The organism is Marinobacter sp. LV10MA510-1, assembly GCF_002563885.1.
Classification (GTDB): domain Bacteria; phylum Pseudomonadota; class Gammaproteobacteria; order Pseudomonadales; family Oleiphilaceae; genus Marinobacter.
Window position 1 is genome coordinate 4,256,755 of the sequence record NZ_PDJA01000001.1, and the last position, 13,419, is coordinate 4,270,173.

Sequence of the window (13,419 nt, forward strand, 5' to 3'; positions counted from 1 at the left end):
GGCACACATCCCGGGCACACACCCCGGGGACAGATTTCAAATCTGTCCCCTAACGGCCCACGAACAGCCACACAGGCCCCAAACCGACGCGTTAGGAGGTTTTATCAACTTCAGTACGCTGTATTCTTTTGCCGCTGACGCGATACTTGTCACGCATGTATTGTTCGTGGCTTTTGTCGTTTTCGGGCTGATGCTGGTTTATGCGGGCTTTTTTCTGAAGTGGCAGTGGGTGAGAAATGTGTGGTTCCGTAGTGTGCACCTGGTTGCAATCGGCGTTGTCGTTTTGCAGTCCTGGTTTGGTTTCATTTGCCCGCTTACAACCTGGGAAATGGGTCTACGGGCGAGGGCAGGTCAAGCTGTCTACGATGGTTCTTTCATAGCCCATTGGCTGCACCAGTTTTTATATTTCCAAGCGCCGCCGTGGGTCTTTATTGCCTGCTATACCGCTTTTGGTGGGCTGGTGTTGCTCAGTTGGTTTCTGGTTCGGCCAAACCCTGCCTCTCGAAATTGATTGTCGTAGATGGGCGCACAGGTGATGTTCATGGACAGGCACTTTTCACAGGGTCGATTATGGACAGGCACAGTAATCTGCACAACTGTTTGGAAAAGCGCAGCAGTAGTCTCTCGGCACAGCAGCCTTTCAGGGCCGGACTGATCAAAAGCTACGTAATGTACGTATGATGTGAATGCAGATGAGCCCATGTGTGCTCAGCTTAGTCCACCGTTGCCTTAATGTGCGCTAAAGTCACCTGACGTTAACATCATAATTATGAGCACTAAAAAAAGTACAGATTGCAGTCAAAACTCAGAAGCGCAGTCAACGGCAAGCGCGCATGACGACGTACCCGGTGTCGATTCTGGCAAAAAGACTTTCGCTCTTACTACTTTTAAGGCGATCGAAAATTTGTTGCTGATCATCGTTGTGTTGATGACGCTGGGCGGTGTGGCTTTCGAGCTTCTTACGGTTTACGGTGCCCACAAGATCCGCCTTGCGGACATCCTGCTGATGTTTCTTTACCTAGAGGTGATCGGCATGGTGGCTGTGTTTTACTCGGATCGGCGCTCTGCCTTTGTCTACCCGATTTTCATTGCGATTACGGCACTCGCCCGATTGATTATTCTGCAGGGTAAAGACATGGCGCCTGAGAATATTCTGTACGAGGCAATTGCAATCCTAATCTTGGCTTTGGCCGCGATTGTTATCATTCGTTTGAACCGAGTTTGAAGAAGAGGCAGTAGCAATCTGGACACGCACAGATCCTAGTTTGACCTGGTTGCTACTTAAAAATTGCAGAGTTCCCTACGACAGGGCAGTTAGCAGTGACAGGTCATTTAGGTTTATTAAGGACCATAAGAACGCCTATTTCTCGCTTGTGTCGTCGTCTTCCACCTCATCCGGATGCTCCTGCTTATAACGCTCCCAGTCTTCCCAGTCATGAGGCGTTCCGGCATGGGGTTTTTTCAGGTGCCGAGCATGCTCTTTTGCGTTATGTTGCAGGCTGTGGTCCCCCTTTTCTTCCTCGTCGTAGCCGTGCTTCTTCAGAAAATCCGTCGCGCTGATTGGCATCTTGAAATACCTCCGGGGTCATTCATACGTTAAGTAACATTACGCTGGCCTTCCAACGGCGGATTTGCAAGCGGTTGTGTTGGGCTTGAATACCGAGTTCACCGTTAACAAATATAGTTTGTTCCTCCCGGGGACAGATTTCAAATCCGTCCCCTAGCTTCTCAAATCTGTCCCCTAACGGCTACCCATGGACGGGGCGAGAACGCTTCTGTCATCGTGCCAACAACTTTGTCCGGAACGAACTTTGCCGCCAGGGCAGCGCAACCCAGAGCGCGTGCAGGTTTATGAGTAGCGCCAATATCCATTCAAAAGCATTGTCGATCTGGCTGTACAGGTCAGGTGCTGCGGCGGTAAGGATGACGGAGAGAAAACCCACCGCCAACGTCACTTCGCTCAGCCACAGCAGGCGCTTTCCGCTCTGGTGCCAGCGCGGGTGATCTTTCAGGGCCGAACTGATCAGTAGCTGCGCAATGTACGTAAGCGAGAAATACAGCACGACTCCGATACGGCGGATGAGGTTAAAGCCCTCACCTTCGTGGTCAAGCGCCAATGTGTAGGCGGCCAGGGCAACGCAGGCCACCAGCCCAAGCCATGGTATCCAGAGCTGGCCACGACCAGGCGCGCCCAATTGCAGCAACCAGAGGCTATTGAGCCACCAGAACAGAATACCGAGCAAGGCCGCGGGCAACATGGCGCCCTTGAAGATGAAGTAGGCAGTGCCATGGCGCCCTGTTCGACTGATGCTGGTGCAACTATCCCAGTAGGGTACGCACCAGGAAATGTAGCCTTCGAAGACCGCAACGGCAAAAGTAGCGTGAATGCTTAATAGCGGGATTAGCGCGGCAGCGAGTGCCAGCCACCATAAGGGAACGGAGCGGCTTCGGATTGTCGTATTCATCCCGCCTCCCGATAGTGCAGGTCTCATCCAACAACAGACGCAACTATTACTCTCAAACATGACCTTTGCAAAGTCGGAAAGTTTCAACCCCTGAGCGCCGAAGCCCCGCGACCGGATTCACTGTGCCGCTACACACAGCTCAGCTTACTCCCGGGGACAGATTTGAAATCTGTCCCCTAACTCAAATCTGTCCCCCTAACTGACCAAACCAATCCGGTCTCACCAAAGGTCTTTTTTAATGCTGGCCCAAAGCTGGCGATAAGCCCCGGCCGCGGTGCTTCTGGGACTCAGTTTTTCCAGAGGCTTGCCCTCTTCGCCCATGCGCTCAACCACGCTTGCGTAGGGTATTGCCACATTCAGGCAGTTGTTTATCAGTTCCGGACCACGCTCAACCAACTCCCGGTGCAGTTTCTTGCGGCGATCGACCATAGAGAAAAACGGGCGTAGCTTTTTAACACCTAACTTCTTGCTCTTGGCAAAATCGTGCAGCTGATTCCAGCTGTTCATGGACAGCCAGGTAGGCACGAGTGGCACGTAAACCTGGTCTGCAACCTCCAGCACCTGTTCGGTTAGTCGTGACAGCGTAGGCGGGCAGTCCAGAATCACCAGGCTGGTTTCTTCGGAAAGTGGGGCGAGCAGCTTCTTGAGTTGGTTGCCATCGGTTTCCTGCTCAAGCTTGATGTCGAAGTTGCGGAAGCTCGAGTGTGCCGGAATAAAATCCAGGCGGGGGTAAACATCATCGTGGATAAACTTGGCTATGGGCGATTTGCCCTCAAGCAGTTTGGAGAGTTTGTTGCCTTTGAGCGGCGCGGCACCGGAAAGATAGAAGCTGGAAGCGCCCTGGGGGTCGAGATCCCACAACAGAGTCTGGCAGTTGTCCTTGCTTGCCAGGTATGCAATGTTCACGGCCGCCGCCGTTTTGCCAACTCCGCCCTTGGGACTGTAGAACGCAATAATCCTCATCGCTGCCCTGTTCCTGTATTGAACCCAGTGAATTAACACCTACAGGATAGCAGGCGTTTGGTTTTGTTTGATGACACTTTTATGACACAGCCTGGCCAGGGGCATGCACAGATTAACCCTGCGCGGAAAGGCGGATCCTGAACAGGCAAAAATACGCCGTAAACGGGTGAACCACAAAATTAAAACAGTCGTATGAATTGTCACTGATAAGACCAAATAATCCTATTAAGTAAAAAACCTGACCAAGGAGTGCTCATGAAATACCAGGCCCCGGCGAATGATCTTCGTTTTTTTTTGTTTGATGTACTGGGTGTAGACCGGCTTCATGAGCTGGAAAAATACGCCGATGCCACACCGGATCTGATTTCTGTGGTTATTGATGAAGCCGGCAAACTGGCGGCTGAAGTCATTCAGCCTACCAATCAAACCGGTGACCGTGAAGGCTGCCATTACGACCCTGAAACCCATGCGGTGACAACGCCTGACGCGTTCAAACCGGCCTACAAAAAACTTGTAGACGGTGGCTGGACCTCACTGGACGCGCCGGTGGAGTTTGGCGGGCAGGGGCTACCCCATACGCTTAAGTTTGTAGTGGATGAAATGCTCTGCTCCACCAACCTTTCACTGGGCATGTACCCGGGGCTAACCCACGGTGCTATCAGCGCACTGCACGCCCATGGCTCCGACGAGCTCAAGCAAACCTATCTGGAAAAACTGGTGTCCGGCGAATGGACAGGCACCATGTGCCTAACCGAGCCCCAGTGTGGTACTGACCTTGGCCTGATTCGTACCCGTGCCACGCCCAACGCCGATGGCAGCTACGCCATTGAGGGCACCAAAATCTGGATCACCGGCGGCGAACACGACCTGACCGACAACATTGTGCACCTGGTACTGGCAAAGCTGCCCGGCGCGCCGGACACCACAAAAGGCATTTCGCTGTTTGTGGTTCCGAAGGTTCTGCCTGAGTCTGGTGAGCGCAACCCTGCTTTCTGTGGTGGCCTGGAACACAAAATGGGCATTAAAGGCTCCGCGACCTGCGTGATGAATTTTGAGGGCGCCAAAGGCTGGCTGGTGGGCGAGCCCAACGACGGCATGCGCGCCATGTTTACCATGATGAACGAAGCACGCCTGATGGTGGGTATGCAGGGCCTCGGCCTTGCCGAGATGGCTTATCAGGAAAGCCTTGGATTTGCCCGCGAGCGTCTGCAAGGCCGTTCGATGAGTGGCGCAAAGAACCCTGGCGGCCCGGCCGACCCGATTATTGTGCACCCCGATGTTCGCCGCATGCTGATGCGGCAGAAAGTTCTGAACGAAGGCATGCGTGCCATGGCCCTGTTTGCCGGTCATCAGTTGGATCTCTCGGTTGCCCATCCGGATGAGTTGGTGCGGGAATCCGCCGATGATCTGGTGCAATTGCTGACCCCGGTGGTAAAAGCGTTTCTGACCGACGAAGGTTCCAACAATACGAACATCGGCCTGCAAGTGTTGGGCGGTTCGGGTTTCACCACCGACTGGCCGCTGGAGCAGCTGGTTCGCGATGGCCGCATTGCGCGCATCTATGAAGGCACAAACGGCATACAGGCGCTGGATTTGGTGGGCCGTAAACTGAGCCTGAAAGGTGGACGGCTGGTGCGCACCCTGTTTGGTGTATTTTCAAGCTACCTGAAAGAAAACCCGGAAGCACCCCATCGCGATGAGCTGAAAGGCGCTGTAAGTGCGCTTGAAAAGGCCACTCTATGGCTGGCAACCAACGCGCCAAAAGATCCGGAGCAGGCCGGCGCGGCTGCCACGCCTTATCTGCGCCTGATGGCCCTGACGGTTATTGGCTATATGTGGTCACGCATGGCCAACGTTGCCGGCCAGCAGATTGCAGCCGGGGAGGGCAACAAGCCTCTGCTGGAAAGCAAGCTGGTGTCTGCCCGCTTTTACTTTGAAAAGCTGCTGCCGGAAATTCACTGGTTGCTAAGCGACATCGAAAGCGGCAAGGACAGCCTGATGGATATGGGAGACGATCACTGGGCTGCGTGAGCCTCTAAATCCCGGCGTTTTGAATCAAGCCACGCACCGCGTGGCTTTTTTAGGGGCGATCAATCCACCAAACCCGAAGGCTACTATCTGATCACTGATTTGGTGATGGACAGGCATGTCCAAACTCCCAAGTGTTCTCCCTGACAACCGACACGGCCGATTACTGGGCAAATATATCCTGATAGAACGCCATCGTGCCTTCCCATGCACGATTGGCGGCTTCTTTATTATAAGCCATGGGCAACCCGAACTTTTCACCGGTATCATCAGCCGCTTTGGAGGTGAAGGAGTGCTTGACGCCGGGGAACACAGTCAGGCTAAGGTCTGCACCGGCTTTGGTCATTTCACTGACAAAACCGGTGACCTGCTCCACTGGAACGAACGGATCAGCGCCACCGGTGTAGGCCAAAATCCTAGCCGTAACTGCGCCCTGTTCGGGCTGGATGTCGCTACCCAGTGATCCGTGCAGGCTGACGACGCCGTCAAGATCGAGGCCGAGCCGCGCCATGTTAAGCACGACAGCACCACCAAAACAATAACCCTGGGCCGCAATCCGGGATTCGTCAACCGTTTCATGGTCCTGCAGAATGCTCATGGCCTCGCGGAAGCGGGCTTCGAGTGCCTGTTTGTCGCCCATGGTGGCCTGCATGAATTTCTTGGCGTCGTCAGGATGTTCGGCCAGCTTACCGGTGCCGTACATGTCCAGTGCAAACGCAGTATAGCCCTCTTCAGCCAGCCTTTCGGCCTGGCTGCGGGCAAATTCGTTGTGGCCCCACCACTCGTGAACTACCAGTATTCCCGGGCGCTCGCCCTCAACATCGTCGTCATACACCATATAGCCGGTGAACGAATCACCATCGACGGTATACTCCACTGTTTCAGACACTATCTCGGCAAAGGCTGCCGTAGTGAAAACGAGAGAGGTCGCCGCGGTAAGCGCGAGTCGTTGTATCATGTTCATTATCCGGTTCCTTTTGCTTTGGTTATTGTAAGGCCTGATTGTTCACTATTCATGAGCGGCCGCTCCGTGCCATATTGTCGGGACTGCCTGTTGCCCAGTCTGGCGCTATGAGGTTAGCTACAGACACTTATACGATAACACGATAAATCGGAGGCTCCATGAAGCTGCTTGGCTCGACCACATCCCCTTATGTCCGACGCACCCGGCTGTTGCTGGCGGACCGTCCTTATGATTTTGTGAACCTGGATATCTACGGCGAGGGGCGAGACGAGTTGCGTAAAAATAACCCGGCGCTCAAAATTCCGATGCTGGATGATGATGGCCAGGAAATATACGATTCCCGGGTTATCGCTCGCTATCTTGGGGCTAAGCTGGGCATCGCCGCCCCGAGCTGGGATCAGGAAAACCAGCTAACGTTGATTGATGCGGCTAACGATTCCTGTGTCACGATGCTGTTGTCGAAACGATCCGGCCTCGACATCGAGCAGGATGCGATGTTTTACAACATCCAGCGCGAACGAATCATGACGACCTTGCGTACGTTGTCAGCCATGGTGGATGCGGGCGAATTCACAGACTGGCATTATCCGTCAATCTGTCTGTTCAGTCTGATTGACTGGCTGGATTTCCGGGCTCTTGTCGATTTTGAGGGCATCGAGAGTTTGTTGTCATTCCGGGGCCATAATTTGCAACAACCTATGGTCGCGGAAACGGACCCCCGCAAAGCCTGACTTCTTTGCGACCAGCGTGGCGCGCCCGCCACCGCGATCAATCCACCAAACCCAAAGGCTACTATCTGATCACTCGAGTGTACCAGCCCGAGGCAGCCTGCTAATTTCCCGCTTAGTATAAACGTGCGCGATCACAGAACTGACCATCACCACAATCACGATGGTGTAGAACATGGACACCATGGGATAGTCCCAAAGCACAATCAGCACATAATTGATGATTGCTGGTATCACCAGTTGCCTTGCAATACCAAGGTACATCGGGAACATGGGCTTGCGCATTGCCTGCAGCACAGCCACGCTTTGGAATAAAACCACATACGCATAAAACGCTAAAGCATCGATCCTGAGATAGGTTACGCCGGTGTTCTTGATTGCATCTGTGTCGGTGAAAAAACCCATCATAAGCGGAGACAAAAAGTACATAACAGGTATTGAAACCACTGCCATAGCTAGCCCAATCAACAAACTCTTTTGATAAGTCTCTGCCACGCGCGCATTGTTGCCTGCGCCTAAGTTCTGACCGGCAATCGCCATAACCGCACTGTTTAAACCCAATGCGGGCAACAATAGTAGTTGTTCGAGCCGTAAGCCCACTGTGTAACCTGCCACGTGATGGCTGCCAAACTGCCCAATGAGCGCCACGGTAATGAAACTACCCAGAACAATAGTGAGTGTATTGAAGCTGGCGGGCAGCACTTGTTTGAGCAAAGCTTGCCACCGAGGCCAGTTGAACGCCGGTCTTATGCGTATGTTCAACCGTTTAGCAAGCACTCGTAACAAGTAAAGTGCAGTCGCTATTTTAATAGTAACGGTCGCTAATGCTATGCCAGTCACGCCAAGCCCAAGGCCGAACGTGAAAAGTGGGTTTAATGCGAAGTTCGCAAAAAAGCCAATGCCCAGTGCGTTGCGGTTGGACTTCGTATCGCCCAGGGCCATCAAAGCACCCGCGGCACCAAAAGAGAGGGTGAAGCCGATAGAACCTGCCAATGTTACCCACAAATATTCCATGGCTAACGGCTCAATATTCGGCTCTGCTCCCAGTAATACGACCAATGGTCGCGCCGCGAAAGCCCCGAGCAAAAAGGATAAAACACTGAATCCAATGGCCATTCCAGTGACGTTGTCGATCCAGTGCTTGATCTCACTTGTGCCACCCTTTATGGCACCTTTTATGCCGGCCCGCCCAACCTCCGGTGCAATCATGGCTGACGCACCCGCCTGTATCCCGAGACCAATGGAGAGTAAGAGGAAAAACACGCTGCCAGCTATTGATAAGCCCGCCAGTGCATCGTCACCCAGGTAGCCCGCGAACCAGATGTCTGTGAGGTTGTACAGGGTGTTGAACACCATTCCCATTGATGCCGGGATTGACAGCCTTACCATGTGGGCTAAGACCGAGCCTCTCGTAAGGGAGGGTGAGGACTGGGCGTACTTCAAGACGAATTTCGAATAATAAATATGATTGAACCTGATAAGCTCAGCAGCGCTTGTTTTACTGAGCTCTTCACGCTTACATTTCGCCTGTTGCTATGGGGAGTGTTAAAAACCGTCATAGAGGATACATATTCAAGCACCATCATGAGGTGCTCTGTTTTCATCCCGGACGGGCACCGTTAAGCTATCTCTAAACCAGCCGGACGGCCAAAGTTGGGTCGAAATCTATCCACTTGCTATTTTCCAGTTTGCCTTCGGCCTGTTCTATATCTTTTGCCTGATTTTTGCGAAGAAGGTCAATCACTTGCTGTGTATCCGATTGGCTTACATTCACCGCCAAGTGCATGCCGGATTTGCGTTCCGTTATGCGGTTGTCTGGTTCCGCTTTGTCGGGTTTATCCGTTTCCGCGGCCTCATCCGTAGAATGTAAAGCGCCTGCCAGTGACCCTGTGTAAGCTCCCACGCCACCTCCAATCACGGCACCAACAGGGCCGGCTACAGAGCCTGCAGCCGCTCCCGCTACGGACCCTACACCGGCGCCTGCCCATGCGCCGGTGTCAGCATTTTTGGCGCCTGAAGATGCACCTTCATCGCCACCAACGGGGTGGGTGGCATGCTGACCAGCGGGATTAACAAAGAAAATCGATAACGAATCGGCTTCAAAACCCGCGTCTTGTAGCGCCCGATGTGTGTGGTCTGCGCTTTCTTGAGCGTCAAAACGTCCGGCAATAATGTGTCCCATGATAAATTTCCTTTTATTATTCGCTCTGTATATCAGTGCTTAGGTTAGCCAATTAGATAAACGTTGGATACATGCCAATGGATCAGTTACCGATAATTGGTGTGGATAGAAAGGCACAGGTAATTTCGAGCTAATTCATTAGGACTCCGGCTCAAGAATCTTGCGTGCTGCTGCGGATTTATAGAAAGCTGACAGCCGCCGCCGTACCAGAGCTTCGATATAGCCTTCTTCTTGAAGCACGCCTATGACCGGGATGGCCCAGGCTTCCGCTTCTGCCATGATGACCTTACGGGTAACGCCGAGGTCTTCCAGCAGATCGGTCAGTGGTCGACCACCGTATTTCGCAAACAAGTGCGCAACCACCGCTCGGGCGCAGCCCTCAAAGTAGTCGGTTTTGCGGAACTGCAGCCAGAACTCATAGCCCAGCGCCACAAAGTCCTGTAGCTGAACTGCACCCAGCCCTCCTTGCAGATCGGCAAGCGTTTTATCCTCCACGTCTGCCCAGGCAGCCAGAACCGTTTTGCGCACTTCTTTGTCGGATATCGCGCCCTGCAAAAACTGTTCGCTACGGCTAATCAGCCCTGGCAGGCTCTCTGCAAGCCACGCTTTCAAGCGGCGCTCAAAGGTTTCATCAAGCCCTGGCACAGCCCTGTTTGCCATGCGCTTGCCAAACTTCATCATCGAACCAATGCCGGGCACCGACTTGGTAATCAGGTTGTCTTCATACAGGTAATTGACCACGCCGTGGTACACCATGTTTGAAATCAATTCCTGGTAAATCGGGTGCGCAATAATCTCACTGATTATCCGCTCACGTTGGTGCCTTAGCTCTAGCGCCGCATCCAGAAAGCCGGTCACTTGGTCTTGGGTGACAATTTGCCCCAATGTGGTTGATTCCTGAATCGGCGCGTTTAGAACTTCGGTTGCCATCTCGGCCGCCAGTTCTGGGACGCCTGCGTTTAGTTCCATGTTCACAACAACGCGCTGAAGGGTGTCTGCCACCTGGTTTTCCGAGGCGATGCGATTCAGCGTGATACTGCCCGCGTGATCAAGAAGCTCATTAACCTCTTGCTTCAAAAACTTGCGAAGCTTTGCGCCCTTCAGTGAGGCAACCTCATGCTTCACGTGCAATTCAAGCAGTTGGCTGGCTGTATCGTTGTTGAGCGTGGGCATGGTGTTGGGTGCCTTGTTGATGCGATTGAACAGTGTAAACCAGGGACAGATTTAAAATCTGTCCCTATCTTAAGGATTGGTGATGGACAGGCACAGTTTAACCTGCCGGTGAAACTTATCCTCCTTTCGCGTGCCGAGTAACAGCCCGTGGATTGAAGGAGTCCATTTGCGATGACCACATGCAACGTAGAACATCTACGTTGAGATACTGCATCAACGGCTGATGCAATCAGCCCTTTTGTCCAGGTATTCAGTCGACGGTTCGTCGTTTTACCGTAGCTGCGCTTGCGGGCGATGGGTGAGGTCAAGTCCTCACAAACCACCATCCCAGCTTTGTCTATGAGCTGATGCGCTGCCGTGTACACAAGCGTTGTCAGCTTGGCGACTTGCATGGCCTGTCGCTTGTCGAGCTTTTTGCGCCCGAGCCCGCTTGAAATCAGTCGTCCGCCTTATCCGCAGTTTTGCGCTCCAGCAGAAGCGGCACCAGATGCAAGATAATCAATGCCAGCAACGTAGTCATAATGGCTATCACTTCCTGGCCCAGACCTATCGCGACACCCATGGCGGCCGTCAGCCACAAACCAGCCGCGGTCGTCAGACCCCGGATATTGGACAGCGACGCACTCTTGATGATGGTGCCCGCACCAAGAAAGCCGATGCCGGCCACCACACCTTGAATAACGCGACTCATTGCGTCATTGAAAGTGCCGGTGGGATCTGCGCCGATGACAAACAACGCGGCGCCCAGGGACACCAGCATATGGGTGCGCAAGCCCGCGGCCTTGCCCTGACTTTCACGCTCATAGCCGAGCACTCCGCCGAGCAAGACAGCCAGCACCAATCTCACCCCGACGCGTGTGTTCTGCTCGATATCGTTGATATCCGAAAACTCCGCGGCGACGGTTGCGACAATCACTTCCCATACGGACATCCTGTTACTCCTTGTATTGCACTGCACTGCAGGACGGGCGCTGAGCTCGCGCCCGTTACATGTGAAAGGTAAAATGCAAGAAGGTTTCGGCCCCATGGGCGATTCCTGCAGGAACCCCGATCGCTACAGTCAGTCTATACCCTGTGCCGCGGTATCAAAGCCTACAAGGCCAGCCGTGATGCCAACCAGACCAGCATAAACATGGCCACACGACCAGGTCTCACTGCCGACAAGCGTGAGACTACCGAACACCCTCTTCCATCCATACCAACGCCGATGGTAAGGCAGTTCAGATCGGCGCCAATGGCGATGCGATCTTCAGGCGTTTAATGTTGGCGATCGGCCGTTCCGATCTGGCCGGGGACCCTATGCTGAACGACAACGCCGGCCGTGACGCCCGGCGAGATGAACTCTACGCAGTGATAGATGCCTGGGTGGGATCGTTAGAACAATCGGTGGTACTTGAAACACTGGCGAAGGCTGAAGTCCCCGCAAGTAACAGACTGAGCATGGACAGGCATGGGACCCTGGTTGGCAGGCGACCCTGGGAAAGTGCAGGCCAGGGACAGATTTGAAATCTGTCCCTTATTGAAAAGGCACGGACCTATTTATTGGGCGCTTAAACAGCAAAAAGCCAGCAATAGCTGGCTTTTGTCTTTACTGAAGAATAAATCAAGAAAAGATCAGCGGCCTTTCACCTTCTTCATCACGAATACAGGTGGGCAGCCCCATCTGGTTAAGCAGGTTCAGAAAAGGTCGGGGTGGCAGTTCTTCCACGTTGGCCATGGTGCCTATATCCCAGGTGCCATCAGCAATCAACAGGGCCGCAGCCACTGGGGGAACACCTGCGGTATAGGAAATGCCCTGGCTACCCACTTCTTCGTAAGCGGCTTCATGGTCGGCGACATTGTAAATGAAGACCTCCTTCTCCTGGCCGTCTTTCTGACCTTTGACTAGGTCACCAATACACGTTTTGCCCGTGTAATTTGGCGCCAGGGAAGAAGGGTCGGGCAAAATGGCTTTCACCAACTTCAAGGGAACCACCTCCAGGCCTTCTGCCGTTTTCACGGGTTGCTCAGACAGTAATCCCAGGCTATTGAGTACCGTGAACACCGTAATATAGTGCTCACCAAAACCCATCCAGAAACGAATGTTGGGCACATCCAGGTTTTTGGACAGTGAATGAATTTCATCATGCCCGGTCATGTAGCTGGTATGTTCACCCACCACAGGCAGATTATCTGTGCGCTTATTCTCGAACATCTTGTTTTTGGTCCACTGGCGATTCTGCCAGGACCAAACGCGCCCGGTAAATTCACGGAAGTTGATCTCGGGATCAAAGTTGGTGGCAAAATAACGGTCATGATCCCCGGCATTGATGTCGATAATGTCGATGGAATCAACCGTGTCAAAATATTCACCAACCGCCAGCTTGGCATAGGCATTAACGACACCCGGATCAAAGCCCACACCTAGAATGGCCGTGATCTTGGCCTTTGCAAATTCATCCTTGCGCGTCCATTCATAGTTACCGTACCAGGGCGGCTCTTCGCAAATCTTATCCGGCTCTTCGTGAATGGCGGTGTCCAGATACGCAGCGCCGGTATTGATGCAGGCGGTCATCACCGACATATTGATAAAAGCCGAGCCAACATTGATAACAATCTGGGATTCTGTCTGATAGATCAGTTCTTCAGTGGCGGGGATATTCAGGGCATCCAGCGCAAAGGTTTGAATTTTGCCGGGCACTTTCATGCTGCCTTTTTCTTCTACGCTTTTAACAATGGCATCACACTTGGATTGAGTACGTGAAGCCAAAGTGATTTGGCCCAGAACGTCATTATTCTGAGCGCATTTATGGGCGACCACCTGAGCAACGCCCCCACCTCCGATAATCAAGACATTTTTTTTCATTTCCAGACAAAACTCCACTGTTTAAACTGCTGTGCATTCGTTGAGAGCGAGATGTTGTCAGGTCATGCCGC

At 53.1% G+C, this 13,419-nt stretch carries 13 protein-coding genes and 1 pseudogene; 5 read left to right on the plus strand and 9 right to left on the minus strand.

The features are described from left to right. Positions 1–118: 118 nt before the first annotated feature. Both ATI45_RS20640 and ATI45_RS20645 read left to right on the plus strand, forming a co-directional pair. A complete protein-coding gene (locus ATI45_RS20640) occupies positions 119–511 on the plus strand; it encodes a DUF2784 domain-containing protein (protein ID WP_179888297.1) in 393 nt (130 codons plus the stop codon). A gap of 258 nt (positions 512–769) precedes the next feature. Next, complete coding sequence (locus tag ATI45_RS20645; protein WP_098421419.1) at positions 770–1,225, plus strand: phosphate-starvation-inducible protein PsiE; 456 nt, start codon at positions 770–772, stop codon at positions 1,223–1,225. 135 nt (positions 1,226–1,360) lie between these two features. Here the strand turns inward: ATI45_RS20645 and ATI45_RS20650 are convergent, their stop codons facing one another. The 3 genes from ATI45_RS20650 to ATI45_RS20660 form a co-directional block, all read right to left on the minus strand. Further along, a complete protein-coding gene (locus tag ATI45_RS20650; RefSeq protein ID WP_098421420.1) occupies positions 1,361–1,567 on the minus strand; it encodes a hypothetical protein in 207 nt (68 codons plus the stop codon). Between the two features lie 211 nt (positions 1,568–1,778). Next, complete coding sequence (locus ATI45_RS20655; protein WP_098421421.1) at positions 1,779–2,465, minus strand: hypothetical protein; 687 nt, start codon at positions 2,463–2,465, stop codon at positions 1,779–1,781. Between the two features lie 219 nt (positions 2,466–2,684). Beyond that, entirely contained in the window at positions 2,685–3,428 is a 744-nt protein-coding gene (locus ATI45_RS20660; protein ID WP_098421422.1) for a ParA family protein, read from the minus strand. Positions 3,429–3,683: 255 nt separating this feature from the next. On the opposite strand from ATI45_RS20660, the gene ATI45_RS20665 reads away from it, so the two are divergent. After that, complete coding sequence (locus tag ATI45_RS20665; RefSeq protein WP_098421423.1) at positions 3,684–5,459, plus strand: acyl-CoA dehydrogenase C-terminal domain-containing protein; 1,776 nt, start codon at positions 3,684–3,686, stop codon at positions 5,457–5,459. 160 nt (positions 5,460–5,619) lie between these two features. Here the strand turns inward: ATI45_RS20665 and ATI45_RS20670 are convergent, their stop codons facing one another. Then, positions 5,620–6,420 (minus strand): dienelactone hydrolase family protein, encoded by an 801-nt coding sequence (locus ATI45_RS20670; protein ID WP_098421424.1) that lies wholly within the window; start codon positions 6,418–6,420, stop codon positions 5,620–5,622. A gap of 158 nt (positions 6,421–6,578) precedes the next feature. Here ATI45_RS20670 and ATI45_RS20675 point away from each other — a divergent pair, with 158 nt between their 5' ends. Then, positions 6,579–7,151 carry a glutathione S-transferase family protein gene (locus ATI45_RS20675; protein ID WP_098421425.1) on the plus strand — a complete coding sequence of 191 codons (573 nt, stop codon included), beginning with the start codon at positions 6,579–6,581 and terminating at the stop codon, positions 7,149–7,151. A gap of 69 nt (positions 7,152–7,220) precedes the next feature. Here the strand turns inward: ATI45_RS20675 and ATI45_RS20680 are convergent, their stop codons facing one another. The 4 genes from ATI45_RS20680 to ATI45_RS20695 all read right to left on the minus strand — a co-directional run bounded on the left by ATI45_RS20680 (position 7,221) and on the right by ATI45_RS20695 (position 11,434). Beyond that, positions 7,221–8,537: an MATE family efflux transporter gene (locus ATI45_RS20680; RefSeq protein WP_228736033.1), complete on the minus strand. Its 1,317-nt coding sequence runs from the start codon at positions 8,535–8,537 to the stop codon at positions 7,221–7,223. Between the two features lie 241 nt (positions 8,538–8,778). After that, positions 8,779–9,330, minus strand: a complete 552-nt coding sequence (locus ATI45_RS20685; protein ID WP_098421427.1) for a hypothetical protein — start codon at positions 9,328–9,330, stop codon at positions 8,779–8,781. A gap of 138 nt (positions 9,331–9,468) precedes the next feature. Continuing rightward, a complete protein-coding gene (locus tag ATI45_RS20690; RefSeq protein WP_098421428.1) occupies positions 9,469–10,503 on the minus strand; it encodes a hypothetical protein in 1,035 nt (344 codons plus the stop codon). A gap of 436 nt (positions 10,504–10,939) precedes the next feature. Further along, complete coding sequence (locus tag ATI45_RS20695) at positions 10,940–11,434, minus strand: MgtC/SapB family protein (protein ID WP_098421429.1); 495 nt, start codon at positions 11,432–11,434, stop codon at positions 10,940–10,942. A 248-nt stretch (positions 11,435–11,682) separates the two neighbouring features. Between ATI45_RS20695 and ATI45_RS20700 the strand changes: the two are divergent. After that, a pseudogene (locus tag ATI45_RS20700) lies at positions 11,683–11,949 on the plus strand (CoA transferase); the annotation flags it as partial. A 157-nt stretch (positions 11,950–12,106) separates the two neighbouring features. Here the strand turns inward: ATI45_RS20700 and ATI45_RS20705 are convergent. Next, a complete protein-coding gene (locus ATI45_RS20705; RefSeq protein WP_098421848.1) occupies positions 12,107–13,348 on the minus strand; it encodes a saccharopine dehydrogenase family protein in 1,242 nt (413 codons plus the stop codon). Positions 13,349–13,419 lie beyond the last annotated feature (71 nt).